This window comes from Propioniciclava sp. (assembly GCF_036744435.1).
Taxonomy (GTDB): Bacteria; Actinomycetota; Actinomycetes; order Propionibacteriales; family Propionibacteriaceae; genus Propioniciclava.
This window is the reverse complement of record NZ_DAIOIA010000063.1, coordinates 1-16827: the sequence shown is the minus strand read 5'-3', so window position 1 is coordinate 16827 and position 16827 is coordinate 1. Positions and strand designations below refer to the sequence as shown.

General features: G+C 68.8%; 18 protein-coding genes. 9 read left to right on the top strand and 9 right to left on the bottom strand.

Annotation, left to right across the window (positions count from 1 at the left end):
- Positions 1-571, bottom strand: a 571-nt coding sequence (locus V7E09_RS09380; protein WP_324523296.1) for an undecaprenyl phosphate translocase family protein, incomplete at its 3' end; no start/stop codon positions are given.
- Positions 572-682: 111 nt separating this feature from the next.
- On the opposite strand from V7E09_RS09380, the gene V7E09_RS09375 reads away from it, so the two are divergent.
- From V7E09_RS09375 to V7E09_RS09355, 5 genes are all read left to right on the top strand, one after another.
- Positions 683-1333: a TrmH family RNA methyltransferase gene (locus V7E09_RS09375; protein ID WP_324511370.1), complete on the top strand. Its 651-nt coding sequence runs from the start codon at positions 683-685 to the stop codon at positions 1331-1333.
- A 23-nt stretch (positions 1334-1356) separates the two neighbouring features.
- Positions 1357-1914, top strand: a complete 558-nt coding sequence (locus V7E09_RS09370) for a hypothetical protein (RefSeq protein WP_324511369.1) — start codon at positions 1357-1359, stop codon at positions 1912-1914.
- A 104-nt stretch (positions 1915-2018) separates the two neighbouring features.
- Positions 2019-3038 (top strand): class II fructose-bisphosphate aldolase, encoded by a 1020-nt coding sequence (gene fbaA, locus V7E09_RS09365; protein WP_324511368.1) that lies wholly within the window; start codon positions 2019-2021, stop codon positions 3036-3038.
- Positions 3039-3250: 212 nt separating this feature from the next.
- The gene (locus tag V7E09_RS09360) at positions 3251-3481 is read left to right on the top strand and encodes an RNA polymerase subunit sigma-70 (protein ID WP_324511367.1); all 231 of its coding nucleotides are present in this window, start codon (positions 3251-3253) and stop codon (positions 3479-3481) included.
- The gene (locus V7E09_RS09355) at positions 3478-4428 is read left to right on the top strand and encodes a hypothetical protein (RefSeq protein WP_324511366.1); all 951 of its coding nucleotides are present in this window, start codon (positions 3478-3480) and stop codon (positions 4426-4428) included. Before V7E09_RS09360 ends, V7E09_RS09355 begins: the two co-directional genes overlap by 4 nt.
- Before the next feature lie 90 nt (positions 4429-4518).
- Here the strand turns inward: V7E09_RS09355 and kduI are convergent, their stop codons facing one another.
- The 7 genes from kduI to V7E09_RS09320 all read right to left on the bottom strand — a co-directional run bounded on the left by kduI (position 4519) and on the right by V7E09_RS09320 (position 11380).
- Positions 4519-5334, bottom strand: a complete 816-nt coding sequence (kduI, locus tag V7E09_RS09350; protein WP_324511365.1) for a 5-dehydro-4-deoxy-D-glucuronate isomerase — start codon at positions 5332-5334, stop codon at positions 4519-4521.
- 17 nt (positions 5335-5351) lie between these two features.
- On the bottom strand, positions 5352-6236 hold the full coding sequence (locus V7E09_RS09345; RefSeq protein ID WP_324523295.1) for an NAD(P)-dependent oxidoreductase: 885 nt from the start codon (positions 6234-6236) through the stop codon (positions 5352-5354).
- Entirely contained in the window at positions 6233-7255 is a 1023-nt protein-coding gene (locus V7E09_RS09340) for a zinc-binding dehydrogenase (RefSeq protein WP_324511363.1), read from the bottom strand. Before V7E09_RS09340 ends, V7E09_RS09345 begins: the two co-directional genes overlap by 4 nt.
- Before the next feature lie 10 nt (positions 7256-7265).
- Entirely contained in the window at positions 7266-8576 is a 1311-nt protein-coding gene (locus tag V7E09_RS09335) for a TRAP transporter large permease (RefSeq protein WP_324523294.1), read from the bottom strand.
- The gene (locus V7E09_RS09330; protein ID WP_324511361.1) at positions 8576-9118 is read right to left on the bottom strand and encodes a TRAP transporter small permease; all 543 of its coding nucleotides are present in this window, start codon (positions 9116-9118) and stop codon (positions 8576-8578) included. The genes V7E09_RS09335 and V7E09_RS09330 overlap by 1 nt, the downstream gene beginning before the upstream one ends.
- Before the next feature lie 79 nt (positions 9119-9197).
- The gene (locus tag V7E09_RS09325) at positions 9198-10232 is read right to left on the bottom strand and encodes a TRAP transporter substrate-binding protein (RefSeq protein WP_324511360.1); all 1035 of its coding nucleotides are present in this window, start codon (positions 10230-10232) and stop codon (positions 9198-9200) included.
- A 146-nt stretch (positions 10233-10378) separates the two neighbouring features.
- Positions 10379-11380, bottom strand: coding sequence for a C-terminal binding protein (locus tag V7E09_RS09320; RefSeq protein WP_324511359.1), 1002 nt, complete (start codon positions 11378-11380; stop codon positions 10379-10381).
- Between the two features lie 137 nt (positions 11381-11517).
- Here V7E09_RS09320 and V7E09_RS09315 point away from each other — a divergent pair, with 137 nt between their 5' ends.
- Complete coding sequence (locus V7E09_RS09315) at positions 11518-12234, top strand: FadR/GntR family transcriptional regulator (protein ID WP_324511358.1); 717 nt, start codon at positions 11518-11520, stop codon at positions 12232-12234.
- Positions 12235-12249: 15 nt separating this feature from the next.
- On the opposite strand, the gene V7E09_RS09310 is transcribed toward V7E09_RS09315, so the two are convergent.
- Entirely contained in the window at positions 12250-13491 is a 1242-nt protein-coding gene (locus tag V7E09_RS09310) for an MFS transporter (RefSeq protein WP_324523293.1), read from the bottom strand.
- 100 nt (positions 13492-13591) lie between these two features.
- Between V7E09_RS09310 and V7E09_RS09305 the strand changes: the two genes are divergently transcribed.
- The 3 genes from V7E09_RS09305 to xylA all read left to right on the top strand — a co-directional run.
- A complete protein-coding gene (locus tag V7E09_RS09305) occupies positions 13592-14047 on the top strand; it encodes a DUF3151 domain-containing protein (protein WP_324511356.1) in 456 nt (151 codons plus the stop codon).
- A gap of 136 nt (positions 14048-14183) precedes the next feature.
- Positions 14184-15467, top strand: coding sequence for an adenylosuccinate synthase (locus tag V7E09_RS09300; RefSeq protein ID WP_324523292.1), 1284 nt, complete (start codon positions 14184-14186; stop codon positions 15465-15467).
- Between the two features lie 276 nt (positions 15468-15743).
- On the top strand, positions 15744-16827 hold a 1084-nt coding region (gene xylA / locus V7E09_RS09295), incomplete at its 3' end, for a xylose isomerase (RefSeq protein ID WP_324523291.1).

Below are 16827 nucleotides of genomic sequence, written 5' to 3'. Positions count from 1 at the left end.
GGAAGTTCGAGGGGCTCATCCCCGGCACGATCACACCCAGGCCGATCAGGGCGCCTGAGGCCAGCCAGACGCCCAGGTTGGGCTGCACTGTCAGGTCGGACTGGCCGCCCACGAGCATGATCGCGAAGATCGCCGCAGCCGCCACCCCCAAGATGACGTAGTCCCGGACGCTGCGTCCCTGCTTGCCCGCCTGGCGCCACAGCGAGGGGAAGGTGCCGATCACAAAGCCGATGAACAGCGTCACGAAGGCCGCTTCGTACCGGCCGAACGCCGCCGCCACCACGATGGAGAACAGCACCACGCCGATGACCCCGCCGATGCCGACGGGGATGAAGTAGCGGACGTTGGCCCAGAACCGCTGGCGGAGGTTGGCCAGGAACTTGATCATCGGGTCGTAGATCTTGAAGATCACGGCCAAGACGCCGCCGGACAGGCCGGGCAGGATGAAGCCGATGCCGATGGCGATGCCCTTGAGGAGTCGCACCAGCCAGGCGCCGACCGACTCCGGGGCGTCCAGGTGGCTCGCCGGGGCGGGCGTCGGCGTCGTGTCGGGGGACGGGGTCTGCGACATGCGAATCTCTCTGTGGACGGCAAGGGTGCGTTCTCGAGCCTACCGGGGCCAGCCGTGGGGACGCCGACCTGGGGCGCCCGCGGGCAGCCCACCCGACTAGGGTGAGGGCCGATGAACGATCAGGCGTCCACGAACGATCCCGGCGACCGCCACGATCCGACCGCTCCCACGGTCGGCGTCGGACCGCATGCGCTGCCCTGGCCCGAGGACCCGCGGCTGGACCCGGCGCTGCTGGCCGAGGGCGACCGCCGCAACGTGCTGGATCGCTACCGCTACTGGTCGGTGGAGGCGATCGTCGCCGACCTGGACGCCGATCGCGCCGGGCTGCACATCGCCATCCAGAACTGGGAGCACGACTTCAACATCGGCTCGGTGGTGCGCACCGCCAACGCCTTCAACGTGGCCGGTGTGCACATCCTGGGGCGCCGACGCTGGAACCGCCGGGGAGCGATGGTCACCGACCGCTACCTTCACGTCTTCCACCATCCCACCGCGGAGGCTTTTGCCGCCTGGCTGGCGGCCCATGGCGTCACCGCGATCGGCGTGGACAACCTGCCGGGAGCGCTGCCGCTCGAGACGGCGTCCCTGCCGCGCGAGTGCTGCTTGGTCTTCGGCTCCGAAGGGCCGGGCCTCACCGACGAGGTGCTCGCCCTGTGCAGCGGTCTGGTCGCGATCACGCAATACGGCTCGACCCGCTCGCTCAACGCGGGCGCGGCCGCGGCGATCGCGATGTACCAGTGGTCGGTGCAGCATCGCGGCTGAGGTCGCCCGGTAAGCTCACGCCCATGGATGTGCTGAGCTACCCGGTGCTGGTCAACCCCGCACCCGCCGTGGACCGGTGGCGCATCCAGCGACGCCGCGTCGTCGCGCGCAGCATCTCCATGGGGATCTCCGTGCTCATCTGGGCGGTCATCTGGTGGTTCAACCGGGAGAACCTGTGGGCGGGCTTTTGGTGGTTCCTCGGCATCAGCTTGGGCATCTCGGGTGGGCTGCTGGTGTGGAGCATCGTGCGCATGGTGCTGGCGCGGCGCAGCGTCAACGCGCTGCACGAGGGGCTCGCCCTGGGGCTCGGCCGCGACGGCATCTTCCTGGAAGGACCGGTGCCCTGGTCCGCGATCCGCGCTTTCCTGGTCAAGCCCGCCGGGATGGGGCCGAGCGCAACGCTGGTGGTGGTCTCCAAGGCTGGCACCTGGCGCACCGTCCCGCTGCAGTTGCTGGACCAGACCCCGGCGGCCGTCGACAACGCCGTTCGCGCCTTGTCGGGCAATCGTCTGGGCGTCGACCTGGCCCCCATCGATCGCGGCATCAGCGTCGAGCGGCAACTGCGGCTCGTCGTCTCCTGAGCGGTCCCGTCTCGCGGGGCGAGTAGCCGACCGCCCGTGCTGCGCCGGACTACCAGATGCGACACAATAGAAGACGCACACGAAGTCTTCTGTGAGGAGAAAAGATGCCGATCGCAACGCCAGAGGTCTATGCCGAGATGATCGACCGGGCGAAGTCGCAGGGCTTCGCCTACCCGGCCATCAACGTGACCTCGTCCCAGACCCTGAACGCGGCCCTCAAGGGCTTCGCCGACGCCGGCAGTGACGGCATCATCCAGGTGTCGACCGGTGGCGCGGAGTATGCGTCGGGCCAGGCTGTCAAGAACATGGTGACCGGCGCGGTGGCGCTGGCGGAGTTCGCCCATGTCGTGGCCGCGAAGTACCCCGTCAACATCGCCATCCACACCGACCACTGCCCCAAGGACAAGCTGGACACCTACGTCCGTCCCCTCCTGGAGGTCTCCGCCGAGCGCGTCAAGGCCGGCCAGAACCCCCTGTTCCAGTCCCACATGTGGGACGGCTCGGCCGTGCCGCTGGCCGAGAACCTCGCCATCGCCGAGGAACTGCTGGCCAAGACGTCCGCCAACAAGCAGATCCTCGAGATCGAGGTCGGCGTCGTCGGTGGCGAAGAGGACGGCGTCGCCAACGAGATCAACGAGAAGCTGTACTCCACCATCGAAGACGGCCTGGCCACCGCCGCCGCCCTGGGGCTGGGGGAGAAGGGCCGCTACATCACGGCGCTCACCTTCGGCAACGTCCACGGCGTCTACAAGCCGGGCGCCGTCAAGCTGCGCCCCGCCGTCCTGAAGGAGATTCAGGACGCCGTCGCCGCGAAGTACGGCCATGAGCGTCCCTTCGACCTGGTCTTCCACGGCGGGTCGGGCTCCTCCGCGGAGGAGATCGCCGAGGCCGTCTCCTACGGCGTCATCAAGATGAACGTCGACACCGACACCCAGTACGCGTTCACGCGTCCGGTGGCCGGCTGGATGCTCGCCAACTACGACGGCGTCCTGAAGATCGACGGCGAGGTCGGCAACAAGAAGAAGTACGACCCGCGCGCCTGGGGCAAGGAGGCCGAGGGCAACATGGCGGCCCGCATCGTCGAGGCCTGCCAGAACCTGGGGTCGGTCGGCACGCACGCCTGATCCCATCGAGTTCCGGGCGCTGGCCTGGAGTTCAGTCGCCGAGAGGGGTGACGTCCGCCGTGAGCGGGCGTCACCCCTCTCGGGTATCAGGGACGCCTGGCTCCGGCGCGCGGGGCCTCGGTTCCTGGGCCGGATGGCGCGGTGAGGGGGTGCCGCCGCGCCGACGTCAACTCAAGTTGACACAAGCCGGGCTGTCAACCTAAGTTGCTGGCATGGAACCGAGTGCTCTGGCGAACGTCGCCGCCGACACGACCGACCCGCTCGCCGGGCTACGGGCGGTCGCCTCGCTGCGCACCGTCGCGGACATGCTCGAATACCGGCAGGTCGAGACGGCTGTCGGCAACGGTCACACCTGGACCGAGATCGCCGCTGCGCTCGGCGTCACCCGCCAGGCCGTCCACAAGAAGTACGCCAAACGACTCTCCCCCAGGAGCCCCCGATGAAGCTGACCCTGACCCACGCCTGGCTCAACGCGGCCGCCCTCGAAGCCGGCCGCGTCGGCGCCGCAACCATCGACCTCGACCACCTCTACCTGGGCCTGCTCGGGGTGGGGGGAGCGGCGGCTCGCCTGCTCGGACGGCACGGCGTCAGCCTCACCTCCGCGCGGGCCCGCGTCCGCGACCTCCTGGCGGACGACCTGGCCGGGCTCGGCGTGGGTGAGGCGGCCACGCTGCTGCCCGATCCGCTCACCCAGCCCGCCGACCGCTTCCCGGTCGACCTCAGCGACCGGGCACGCCCTCTCGTCGCGGCCTCCGGGAAGTCCCCGGACACGTTCGCGCTGTTGCTCCTCCTGCTCCAGGAGCCCTCCGGCGTCGTCCGGCGGCTCGTCCACGCCGACGGAATCCTGCCCCAGGACCTCGCAGCACCTCTGAAGGAAGGCTCCGACGAGCCCTACGCCACCGACAAGGCGACCCTGCTGCCCGGCGTCCTGCCGCGGCCGGCCTTCGCGCGGTCGGTGACCCACTTCGTCGCCGCGTCCCCCGACCACGTCCTCGCCGTGCTCGGCGACCCGGCAGTGCTCCCGCTCGTCGGACCGGGCGACGACCCGGATCAGGACCCCACCACGGCCGACGGGATCGTCCTGTCCAGCCGGGGCGGACGCCGCAGCATGCGGGTGCGTGCCGCCCTGCGTCCTGACGCCGACGGCTCCGGGCTCACGTGGGTGTGGGAACTCCTCGACACGGCCTGGAGCGGCCAGAACCTCACCTACCACCAGTTCGTGGCCAACCCGGCACCCGGCGGAACCGACCTGACGCACACGCTCGGCTACCGGACCTTCGGGACGGTGGGGCGACTGATGGAACCCTTCACCCGGCGTCTGGCAGGCGGTGCGGGGCTGATGCATCAGCGCTACGCGCTCGCCGCCCACATCGCCGAGACCGACGCCTGACCGGCCCCCACGCACACGAAACGCCCGCGGCGTCCACCGGGAGAGGCGGACGCCGCGGGCGTCACTGTCAGCGACGGGCGCCGGCAGGGCTCAGCGGAGCTGCGTGATGGTGCGATGGTCCATGTCGTCGAAATCCTGGTTCTCACCGGCCATCGCCCACACGAACGAGTAGGCGCGCGTGCCCACGCCCGAGTGGATCGACCAGCTTGGCGAGATGACGGCCTGCTCGTCGGCGACGATTAGGTGACGGGTCTCCTCGGGCTGCCCCATCAGGTGCACCACGCGCGCGTCGTCGGCCACATGGAAGTACAAGTAGGCCTCCATCCGGCGATCGTGCGTGTGGGCCGGCATGGTGTTCCACATGCTGCCCTCGGCCAGTTCGGTGACGCCCATCGAGATCTGAGCCGACGCGATCCCGTCGGGGTGGATGTACCGGTTCAGCGTCCGCACGTTCGAGGTGGCCGCCTCCCCCAGGTGGCGCTGGTCGCCCTCGCCCGGCTGCACGAGGACCGTCGGGTACGAGGTGTGGGCGGGAGCCGAGAACAGGTAGAACCGGCCCGGAGCGGCGAACGTGATCTCCCCGGCGCCGCGGCCCACGTACAGGCATCCCTTGGCCTGGATGGTGTAGTCGGTGCCGTCCACGGTGACGATGGCGTCCTGCCCGACGTTGACGATCCCGAGCTCACGCCGGTCGCAGAAGCTCTGCGCCCGCAGCTCGGCGGGGACCGGGAGCGGCAGCGGGACGTCGACCGGAACCGCGCCTCCGATGATCACCCGATCCTGGTGGCTGTAGACCAGCGTCACCGCGCCGGTCTGGAACAGGTCCTCGATCAGGAACCGCTCACGCAGTTCGCTGGTGTCCATCCCCTGAACGTGCTCGGGAGCGCACGCGTAGCGGTTCTGCATCGGTGTTGTCCTTCCTGTCACTGATGGTCGTCGATGTAGCGCTGCATGACGGCGATGTCGAGATCGCCCAGGCCCGCAGCGTTGAGGCCCTCGTACTGGCCGCGCAGGAACTCCGTCAACGGCATCGCCGTCTCCGAGGCGTGCGCCGCCTCGAGGGCGAACCGCAGGTCTTTGGCCATGAACTTCGCCGGGCCCGACACCGTGTAGTCCGCCGAGGTCAGCTTTTCCCGCTTCTGCTCCAGGACCCGCGAGGAGGCGAGGCCGCGATCCAGCACGTCGAACAGGATCGCCAGGTCGATGCCGGCGTCCCGGGCCAGCAGGGAGGCCTCCGCCAGGGCGGCGACCTCGGCTCCGACGATGAGCTGGTTGCAGGCTTTGGCGACGGCACCGGCACCGAGCGGCCCCAGGTGAGTGGGAGAGCCACAGGCACTGAGGACGTCCCAGGCGTCCGCCACATCGGCGTCCGGACCGCCGACCATGATTGACAAGGTGCCATCGATCGCCTTGGCCTCCCCGCCGCTCACCGGGGCGTCGATGACGCGCACCCTGCCGTCGGTCTCCTGCGCGGCGCGCGCGGCAAACGCGCGCACTCCCGCCGGGGAGACGGTCGAGGACACCACCAGCACGACCGGGCCCGCAACGCCCGCCCACAGACCGTCGGGTCCAGCGGTGAGCGCCTCGAGGTGAGGCAGGTCGGGCAGCATCGCGACGATGACGTCGCTGGCCGCAGCGAGGGCGGCGGGAGTGTCGGCGACGGTGATGCCGTCACCGGCCAGGGCGGCCGCCGCCTCGCGGCGGCGCGCCCAGACCGTGGTGGGGTGCCCGGCCCGGCTGATGTGGGACGCCATCGGCGCCCCCATCAGTCCGGGGCCGAGCAGCCCGACGCGAGGTGGCGTGCTCACGCGTCCTGCGCTCCCCACACCTCGACGAGGACCTTGCCGGAGTTCTGCGAGTCCTTGGCGACGTCGAACGCGCGGACGGCGTCATCGGCCGGCACCACATGCGTGATGACGGCGTCGGCCTCGGGATGCTCGGCCAGCAGGGTCACGGCCTCGTCGATCTCGTTGTCGAACCGGAAGCAGCCCACCCAGGAGATCTCCTTCGACACCAGCGAACTGAGGTCCAGCGAGATCGGCCTGGCTGGCAGGATGCCGACCTGGGTGAGGATGCCGCGGGGACGCAGCGACGCCAGGCAGGCGGCGACCGACGGGGCGGCTGAACTGCACTCGAAGGCCACCTCGAACTCGGCCGCCGGCAGCGGCGACTCGCCGGCCCGGTACCACTCCGTGAACCCGAGCTTGCCCGCGCGCTCCAGCGGACCGGTCAGCACGTCGGAGACGGCCACCGAGGCGGCGCCCCGGGCGCGAGCCGCGAAAGCCACCAACAGCCCGATCGGCCCGGCGCCCGAGACGACCACCTTGCGGCCGGTGAGGTCACCGGCCATGGTGCAGGCGTGCAGCGCGACCGCGAGCGGCTCGGCCAGGGCGGCACGCTTCAGGTCGAGTCCCTCGGGGAGGACGCGGATCATGTCCTTGCCCACCACGAGCGTCTCCGCCAGTGCTCCCTGGGTGTGCGGCCACGTGGACGCGCTGCCCAGATAGGAGCCGCCAGGACGGAGGTGCCGCTGGTCCTCCATGCCGGGCAGGTCGGGACCGAAGGTGGCCGGATGCACCGTCACCGGGGTGCCGGGCGCGAACTCGCCGCTCGGGTCGAGATCGACCACCGCGGAGAGCTCGTGGCCGGGAGCCAGCGGCTCCCGCACCACGAAGGCGCCGTTGGCCCCGTTGAAGTAGTAGTGCAGGTCCGAGCCGCAAATCCCCACGTAGCGGACGCGGAGGCGTACCTGGCCTTCGGCGGGTTCCGGGGTCGCGACGTCTTCGACGGCCGCGTCCTCGGCTCCCTTGATCACGAATTGCTTCACAACATCTCCTTTATCTGATGAGCCCGGCCTGCCGTGGTAGCCACAGCGAGAGTTCGGGCACGACCTGGATGATGAGCAGCATCACGATGAGGGCGATGAAGAAGGGCATGAGCGGCTTGATGACGTTCTCGACCTTCTGTCCCGCGACTCTGGCGCCCACGAAGAGCACGGGTGCTGACGGTGGTGAGATCACCGCGATGCCCATGTTGAAGACCATCATCATGCCGAAGTGCACCGGGTGGATGTCGTAGTACTGGACGGCGATCGGCAGGAAGATCGGCGTGAAGATCAAGACGGCCGGGGTGGCGTCCAGCGGGATGCCGATGATCAGCAGCATCACCATCATGATGAGCAGGAACACGACCTTGGAGTCGGTCACCGACACCAGCCATTCGCCCAGCAGCTTCGGGATGCGCGAGTAGGTCATCACGTAGCTCATGATCGAGCTGAGCGCGATCAGGAAGATGACGACCGAGGACGTGCGGGTGGCGTCCAGCAGGATCTTCGGCACGTCCTTCATGCCGACGTTGCGGTAGGCCAGCGACAGGATGAAGGCGTACAGCACGGCGATGACCGCACCCTCGGTGGGGGTGAAGAAGCCGATGATGATGCCGCCGATGACGATGATGATCAGGCCCAGGCTGGGCAGCGCACGCCAGATCGCGATGAGGGCTTCCTTGGGGGTCGCCCAGCGGTTGCCGCGCAGCTTCGGGTTCTTGCGGGTGTACCACCACACGATGACGCCACAGGTGAACGCCCACAGCAGGCCGGGGATGTAGCCTGCCAGGAACAGGGCGCCGACGGACGCCTGGGAGACCAGGGCGTAGACGATCGTCGTGTTCGAGGGCGGGATCAGCATGCCGGAGGGGGCGGACGCGACGTTGGCCGCGGCCGCGAACCGCATGTCGTAGCCCTCCTTGCGCTGGGCCGGCGCCATGATCGAGCCGACCGCGGAGGCGCCGGCGAGGGCGGAACCGGAGATGGCGCCGAACAAGGTGTTGGCGATGATGTTGGTCTGGGCGAGGGCACCGGGCATCTTGCCGGTGAGCGCGCGGGCCAAATCGATCAGACGTTGGGCGATGCCGCCCTTGTTCATGATGGTGCCCGCCAGCACGAAGAACGGGATGGCGAGCAGCGGGAAGGAGTCGATACCGCCGTAGATCTTCTGTGCGGCGGTGACGAGGCCCTTGTCGGCGCCGATCAGGACGACGAGCGCGACGGCGGACGGCAGGCCGATGGACACCGAGACGGAGACGCCCAGGGACATCAGCACGAACATGCCGAGGATCAAGATGAGACCAACGATGAGTGCAGCGTTCATCAGATCGACTCCTCCTGCAGGTCGGAGAGATCCATCTCATTGGGGTCCACGACGGTGGGCGCCGGCTTGACGATGGTTTGGATGATGTGGAGCACCGAGTAGACGGCGATCAGGCCGCCGGCGATCGGCAGTGCCAGGTAGATCACGCCCTGGGAGACGGGCAGCAACTGGACGATGTCGTCCATGGTCGCGGCCGCGAGGCGTCCGCCACCGATACACATGACCCAGATGGCGAAGAACGCGACGATGGAGTGAGCGAGGATCTGCATCGCCTTCACGCCGCCACCGGGCAGCTTGTTGACGAGGAAGTCGATGGCGACGTCGTCCTTTTCGCCGATCACGTAGGCGGCGCCGATGAGGCCCTGCCAGATGAAGACGATGCGGGCGAGGACCTCGGTCCACTCCTGGTTGGGCAGCGGGAGGACCTGGCGCACGAAGACCTGCCAGGTGACGAGCAGGACCAAGACGATGAACAAGATGATGCAGAACCAGCGCAGGAAGACGTCCAACCCGCGCTTGAACGCTTCAAGGGCGTTGAGCATGGGGTTCCTTTCTTTGAGGGAGGTCAGCGATGCCGGCCGGTCGCCGAAGCGCTCGGCCGGCATCGCGGGGACCGTCGGCCTACGATTCGGCGTTGGCCTTCTGGACGGCGTCGTACAGCGCCTGGCGCACCGGGTTGTTGATCGACGACTTGACCAGGTCGGCCGTGGCGGCCTTGAAGGCGGCGGTGTCGACGTCATCGTTGAAGACGGCGCCGGTCGCCTCGGAAGCCTTCTTGGACTCGGCGGCGAACTCGAGGAAGCCGGTGTTGGCGGACTCGACCGTCGCGGGGATCAGGTCGAGCAGGGCCTTGCGGTCAGCCTCGGGCATGCCTTCGAGCACCGTGGAGCTCATGATCAGGTAGTCGGGGATCATCAGGTGCCGGGTGTAGGAGTAGTACTTCGCGACCTCGTCGTGCTTGAGGGAGTTGTACACCGTCTCGTTGTTCTCGGCACCGTCGAGGACGCCGCTCTGGAGAGCGGTGTAGACCTCGCCCTGGCCCATGGGGGAGGCGACGCCGCCCATGTCCTTGATCATCGCGACCTGGGAGTCGGACTGCTGGACGCGGATCTTCAGGTTCGCCATGTCGGCGGGGCTCTTGATCGGCTGCTTGGCGTTGTACACGTTCCGGATGCCGGCGTGCAGGGCGCCCAGGACGGTGATCTTCTTGGAGTCCTCGATGGAGGCCTTCAGGTCACCCATGACGGCATCGTCGGCGAAGACCTTGGCCTGCGCCTTCTGGCTGTCGAACACGTAGGGCAGGTTGAAGACGATGAAGTCCTGGTTGAAGGACTCCAGGACGGGGCCGCCGATGTACATCATGTCGACGGTGCCGTCGGAGACGTTCTGCACGACCTCGTTCTGCGAACCGAGGGTCTCGTTGGCGAAGACCTCGATGCTGTAGCGGCCGTCGGTGGCCTCTTCCAGCTTCTTGCCGAGTTCCTCGGCGGCCTTGAATTGCGGGTGCTGTTCGGTCTGGTTGAAGGCCAGGCGGAAGGTCGTCTTGGCGCCGTCGCCGGAACCACTACCCCCTCCGGCAATGCCGTTGCCACAAGCGGACAGGGTCAGCGCGGTGAATCCCGCGACGAGCGCCGCGGCGATCTTCTTGGCTTGCATTGGTCATCTCCTCATGCTTCGTTGCAATGTGCCCGTACCGGACGTAAGGGCTCCAGGAGGGTGCGCGGGCTAGGAGCTCCGCTGCACTCTCGGCTGGTCACTGGGGAGGACGGCGGCGCTGGCGTCGCGTCCTGAGTGGTCGGCCATCAGCGGGCCGTCGTCGAGGTCAGCTCGTGGTTGCGCCCGGGAGCGCCGAGCACCTCCGGGTTGACGATGTTGCGCGGGCTGCGGCCCGCGGCCACGTCGGCGGCGTTCTCGACGGTGCGCCGCTTGAGTTCCCCGTAGCTCTCCTCGGAGTACCAGGCCATGTGGGGGGTGACCGTGAGCTGCGGAATGGCGAGCAGCGGGTCGTCCGCGGGCAGGGGCTCGGTTTCGGTGACGTCCAGGGCCGCGCCGCGGATCTGACCGGTGCGGAGCGCCTCGCCCAGGGCCGCGGTGTCGACGATCGGGCCACGGGCGGTGTTGACGAGGATGGCGTCGGGACGCATCGCGGCCAGCGCCTCGGCGTCGATGATGTGACGGGTGAGGTCGGTGAGCGGGGTGTGGATCGACAGCACCTGGCTGCGGCGCAGCAGCTCGTCGAGGCTGACGTGGGGGTAGCCGCGGAACTCCGATGCCTCCCCGGCGGCGATGTCATGGCAGATCACCTGGTAGCCGAGCCCGGCCGCCTTGCGGGCGGTGGCGCTGCCGATGAGCCCGAGCCCGAGGATGCCGAAGACCCGGTCGCCGATGAGGTGCATCGGCCGGACGCCGGGGAAGTCGACCTTCCCTGCGCGCAGGCCACGGTCGAGCCGGGAGACTTCGCGGGCGGCGTTGAGGGCGAGCGCGATGGCGTGGTCGGAGACCGCCTCGGTGCCGTAGTCGGGGACGTTACACACGGCGACCCCGCGGGCCGTGGCGGCGGGGATGTCGACCGAATCGACGCCGACCCCGTAGCGGGAGACGACTCGGACCTGGGGGAGGGCGTCCAGGATCTCAGCGGTGATGGTGGCGTACTGGACGACGAGGGCATCAGCTCCTGCGGCGTTCGCGATCAGGGAGGCCGGATCGGTCGCGTTCGCGATGATGAGTTCGTCGCCGGTGGCGGCGACGACCGCGCGCTCTTCGTCGAAAGCGTCGTGATCGCAGTCGGTGATGACGATGCGCATGGGAAACCCCGCCTCCTTGTGGGACCTGCCGGTGATGCGAACGTTGTCACAAAGGTCTAACCTTTTGCAAGAGGGGCTGCGCTCGTTGCCAGTTCGCAGCCAACGTCGGAAGATCACAGCCAAGGACGGAGGTGACCATGCCCGCACCCGTGGCCTACCAGCCAGTGCTGGAGTCGTTGGGGCTCTCGATAGCGACCGAAGATGTCGCGCCGGGGGCCATCATCCTCGTGGAGGAGGTGGAGGTCCGGTTCGGCGTTTCCCGTAGCGTCGCGCGCGAGGCGCTGCGCATCCTGGAGTCACTGGGCATGGTGGCCATCAAGCGCCGGGTCGGCTGCGTCGTCCAGCCTCGCTCCCGCTGGAGTGTGGCCGACCCCAAGGTGATCCACTGGCGGATCGCCGGTCCGGCCCGCGTCGAGGAACTCGATCAGCTGATGCAGCTGCGCGCAGGCGTCGAGCCGATCGCGGCCCGGCTCGCCGCCGGGACGTCACCGCATTCCGGTGCCGAACTGACCCGGCAGGCGGAGATCATGCGCGACCTGGCCGCAGCGTCCCTGGGTGACTCGGCGGAGTTCCTCGCCGCCGACGTCGCCTTCCATTGCGCGTTGCTGTCTGCGTCGGGTAACGACCACTTCGCGGCGCTGGGAGAGGTGGTGGCGGCGGTCCTCACCGAGCGGAACCGACTCGGCCTGCTGGAACCCAGGCCGGACCCTCGTGCCGTGCTGCTCCATCTGAGGATCGCGGGCGCCGTCACCGAGGGGCGCAGCGCCATCGCGGAGGCCAGCGCCCGAACCCTGGTCGACGTGGTCGCGGCGGAGGTCCTGCTCGACCGGGTCTCGGAAGCGGCCGGGGTCTGAACCCTTCCCGCGGCGTCAGGGCGGCGGCTGATCGTAGTCGTGTGCGGGCACCAGCTGGACGCGACGCATCGACAGCGCGAGCAGGAGCGCGACCGCGACCAGGCTGCCCGCCAAGCCGGCGACCGCGGCCCAGCCGCCGAGCGACCAGGCCGTGCCCGCGACCGCGCCGCACACCGATGAGCCCGCGTAGTAGAAGGTCAGGTACAGCGATCCGGTCAGGCCGGTGCCGCGCCCCTTGTTCGCCGCCCGCGCCGTCACCCAGCCGCTGGTCGTCCCATGCGCGGCGAAGAACCCGAAGGTGATGACGCCGACCCCGATCACCACGAACGTCAGGTCGGGCACCAGCGTGAGCGCCACCCCGGCGGCGAAGATCGTCAGGGCGGCGGGCACCACGCGCCGGAACCCGTACCGGGACGCCAGCCGCCCCGCCCACGGTGAACTGAAGGACCCGATCAGATAGGTCACGAACACCAGGGAGGCGGTCCCGACGGCAAGGTCGAACGGGGGAGCGGCCAGTCGGAAGGACAAGCCGTTGAAGGCCGCCACGAAGGCGCCCATCGCGCAGAACCCGATCGCGTAGAGCGTCAGCAGTCCCCGGTCGAACACCATCCGGCGCGCGTTGTCGAGCAGGTCGCCATGCCGCAGGGGAGTGGGGGTGAAGCGGCGTGCGGACGGGAGCAGGACGCCGAGCCCGATGGCGATCACCACCGACATCACGCCGATACCTCCCAGGGCGACCCGCCAGCCGAAGTCCTGGGCGAGCAGGCCGGTGATCAGGCGTCCCGACATCCCGCCGATGGCGGTGCCGCCGATGTAGAGGCCCGTGGCGGAGGTGGCCCAGTCGGGATGGATCTCCTCACGGAGGTAGGCGGTGGCCACCGCGGGCAGCCCGGCCACCGCGAAGCCGAGGGCGGCCCGCAATGTCAGCAGCAGCCACCACGACGGTGCGAACGCGGAAGCGACCGCGATCAGCGCGGCGATCAGCAGTGTGATCCGCATGAGCGCCAGCCGCCCGACCGCGTCCGACAACGGCCCGAACACCAGCAGCGCCACTCCCATCGCCATCGTCGTGACCGACAACGACAGCGTCGAGGCCGCGGGGGTGATATCGAACGCGTCCGCGAGCAGCGGCAGCAGGGGCTGAGTGCAGTACACCAGGGCGAAGGTCGCCAGCCCGGCCAGGAACAGGGCCAGCGTGATGCGGCGATAGGCGGGGTCCCCGGGGGCCCAGCCCGGTGGGAGAACGGGCGTGGTCACCGGGTCAGTCTCCCACCGGCTCCTGGCCGGTCACCTCCCGGACATCGTTTCGTCGTGTTGTGTCTGTGTCACCCCCGCGCTTGGCTTTAGGCTGACCGGCATGGCCGATGACGCGCGCACCCTGCTCCTGGCCGCCCCCGTCGGGCGGACGGAACTGCCGGCGGACCCGGCGCTCGCCGATCTGCTCGCCACCGACGATGACCGGTTCCTCGACGTCGTGGCGCGCCACCCCGACTCCTCGCTGGTGTGGGCCCTCCTGGCCGAGGCCTCGATGCGGGCCAGGACCCAGCAGGGGGACATCACCGCCTACGCGTTCGCGCGCACCGGCTACCACCGCGGCCTGGACGCGCTGCGTCGCGCCGGCTGGCGGGGCAAGGGGCCCATCCCGTGGGAACATGAGCCCAACCAAGGGTTCCTGCGGGCGCTGTGGGCGCTCGCCTGCGCCGCCCGCCGCCTCGGCGAACAGGCCGAGTACGAGCGCTGCGTCCTGTTCCTTCTGGAGGCCTCCGAGTCCGGCTATGTCGCCTTGGCGACATCGCGGCCCCTCGTGCTGTGACGCCGCGGCGCTGAGCCGCCCCCGGGGACCACAGGGCGGACCCGGGCTCCGTTCCGCCTCATCTCGGTACACTCTGCGTGTAAGAGCCCGGATCGCACTTGCGCCGGGCTTTCCGTTTGTGCAGTGAGAGGCGATCATGCCAGGCATCGTGGTCATCGGAACGCAATGGGGCGACGAGGGAAAGGGCAAGGCCACCGACCAACTCGGTGACCGCGTCGACTACACCGTCCGGTACTCGGGCGGGAACAACGCGGGCCACACGCTGGTCGTCAACGGCGAGAAGTACGCCCTCCACCTGCTGCCCTCGGGCATTCTCAACCCGGGCGTCCCGGTCATCGGCAACGGCGTGGTGGTGGACCTCGGCGTGCTGTTCTCCGAGATCGACGCCCTGGAGGCCCGCGGCATCGACACCTCCCGGCTGGTCATCTCCGCCAACGCCCACATCATCGCGCCCTACCACAAGGTGCTCGACAAGGTCACCGAACGGTTCCTCGGCAAGCGGAAGATCGGCACCACGGGCCGCGGCGTCGGCCCGGCCTACGCCGACAAGATCAACCGCGTCGGCATCCGGATCCAGGACCTGCTCGACGAGGAACTGCTGCGCGACAAGGTCGAAGCGGCGCTGGCCGCGAAGAACCAGTCCCTGGTGAAGATCTACAACCAGCTCGCCATCGACCCCCGCGAGGTGGCCGACGAACTCCTCAGCTACGCCGACCGGGTCCGCCCGATGGTCCGCGACGTCGCCCGCGAGCTCAACGACGCCCTGGACGAGGGCAAGCTCGTCGTGTTCGAAGGCGCTCAGGCGCACCACCTCGACGTCGACCACGGCACCTACCCCTACGTCACCTCCTCCAACCCGATCGCGGCGGGCGCCTGCACCGGCTCCGGCGTCGGCCCGACGCGGCTGGACCGCATCGTCGGCATCGCCAAGGCCTACACCACCCGCGTGGGCGAAGGCCCGTTCCCGACCGAACTGCTGGACGCCGACGGTGACCGCCTGCGCCATGCGGGTGGCGAGTTCGGGACGACCACGGGGCGCCCGCGCCGGTGCGGTTGGTTCGATCCGCTGGTCGTCGAGGCGGCCTGCACCTACAACGGGGTCACGGATGTCTTCTTGACCAAGCTCGACATCTTGACCGGCTGGGACAAGATCCCGGTGTGCGTCGCCTATGACGTCAACGGCGTCCGGGTGGAGACCTATCCGGTCATCATGGACGACATCGTGGCGGCCAAGCCCATCTACGAGTACTTGGACGGCTGGAGCGAGGACATCTCGCAGGCGCGGTCCTTCGAGGAACTGCCCGCGACCTGCCAAGCCTATGTGCGGCGCCTGGAGGAACTGATCCGCTGCCGTATCTCCGGGATTGGTGTTGGTCCGGGTCGTGAACAGGTGGTCATGATCCACGATCTGATCGACTGACGCGCTGGCCTTTCCGCCCTCCTCGGGGCGGTCGGGTCGTCTCCTGGGCCGCCGGCTCCGGGATCGCGGCGTCGTGGCGCCCCACTCGCAGGACGCGGGTGGGGCGCCGCTGTCTATGACGGCGTTCTCCGCGGCGGGGGGCTGGGGGCAGCCTCATATAGTCCGCCGACGCAACTTAGTGGTCTCGATCCCGCTCGAAGGGTCCTTCGACCTTGACAGACCCGCTTAGGCGTCATAAGTTGTGCCGCGATACAAATAGCAAGGAGGCTACATATCGTGCGCGCACCAATCCCCGAGGACAAGTTCTCGTTCGGGCTCTGGACGGTCGGCTGGACCGGCACGGACCCGTTCGGTGTCAACACCCGTCCCACCCTCGATCCCTGGGAGTACAGCGACAAGCTGGCCGAACTGGGCGCCTGGGGCATCACCTTCCACGACAACGACGTGTTCCCCTTCGATGCAGACGACGCAACCCGCGCCCGCATCGTCGGCAAGCTGAAGGACGCCGCCGACAAGGCTGGCCTGGTCATCGAGATGGTGACCACCAACACCTTCACCCATCCGGTCTTCAAGGACGGTGGCTTCACCTCCAACGACCGCTCCGTGCGCCGCTTCGGGCTGCGCAAGGTCCTCAAGAACGTCGACCTCGCCGCCTCCCTGGGCGCCGAGACGTTCGTCATGTGGGGCGGCCGTGAGGGGTCAGAGTACGACTCCTCTAAGGACTTCCACGCCGCGTTCTCTCGCTACAAGGAGGGCCTGGACACCGTCGCCGGCTACATCAAGGAGAAGGGCTACGACCTGCGCATCGGCCTGGAGCCGAAGCCGAACGAGCCCCGCGGCGACATCTTCCTGCCCACGATCGGCCACGCACTGGGCCTGATTGCTGACCTGGAGAACGGCGACATCGTCGGCCTGAACCCTGAGGTCGGGCACGAGCAGATGGCCGGGCTGAACTACACCCACGGCCTGGCCCAGGCGCTGTTCAGCAACAAGCTGTTCCACATCGACCTCAACGGCCAGCATGGTCCACGGTTCGATCAGGACCTCGTGTTCGGTCACGGCGACCTGATCAGCGCGTTCTTCACGGTGGACCTGCTCGTCAACGGCTTCCCCGGCAGCCCGGACGCCCCCCGCTACACCGGCCCCGTCCACTTCGACTACAAGCCCTCGCGTACCGATGGCATGGCCGGAGTCTGGGAGTCCGCGGCAGCCAACATGGAGACCTACCTGCAGTTGGCGGCCAAGGCCAAGGCGTTCCGCGCCGACCCAGCCGTGCAGGAGGCGCTGAAGCTGTCCGGTGTGTACGACCTGGCCGAGCCCACCTTGGCTCCGGGAGAGTCGGTTGCCGACTTCCTCGCCG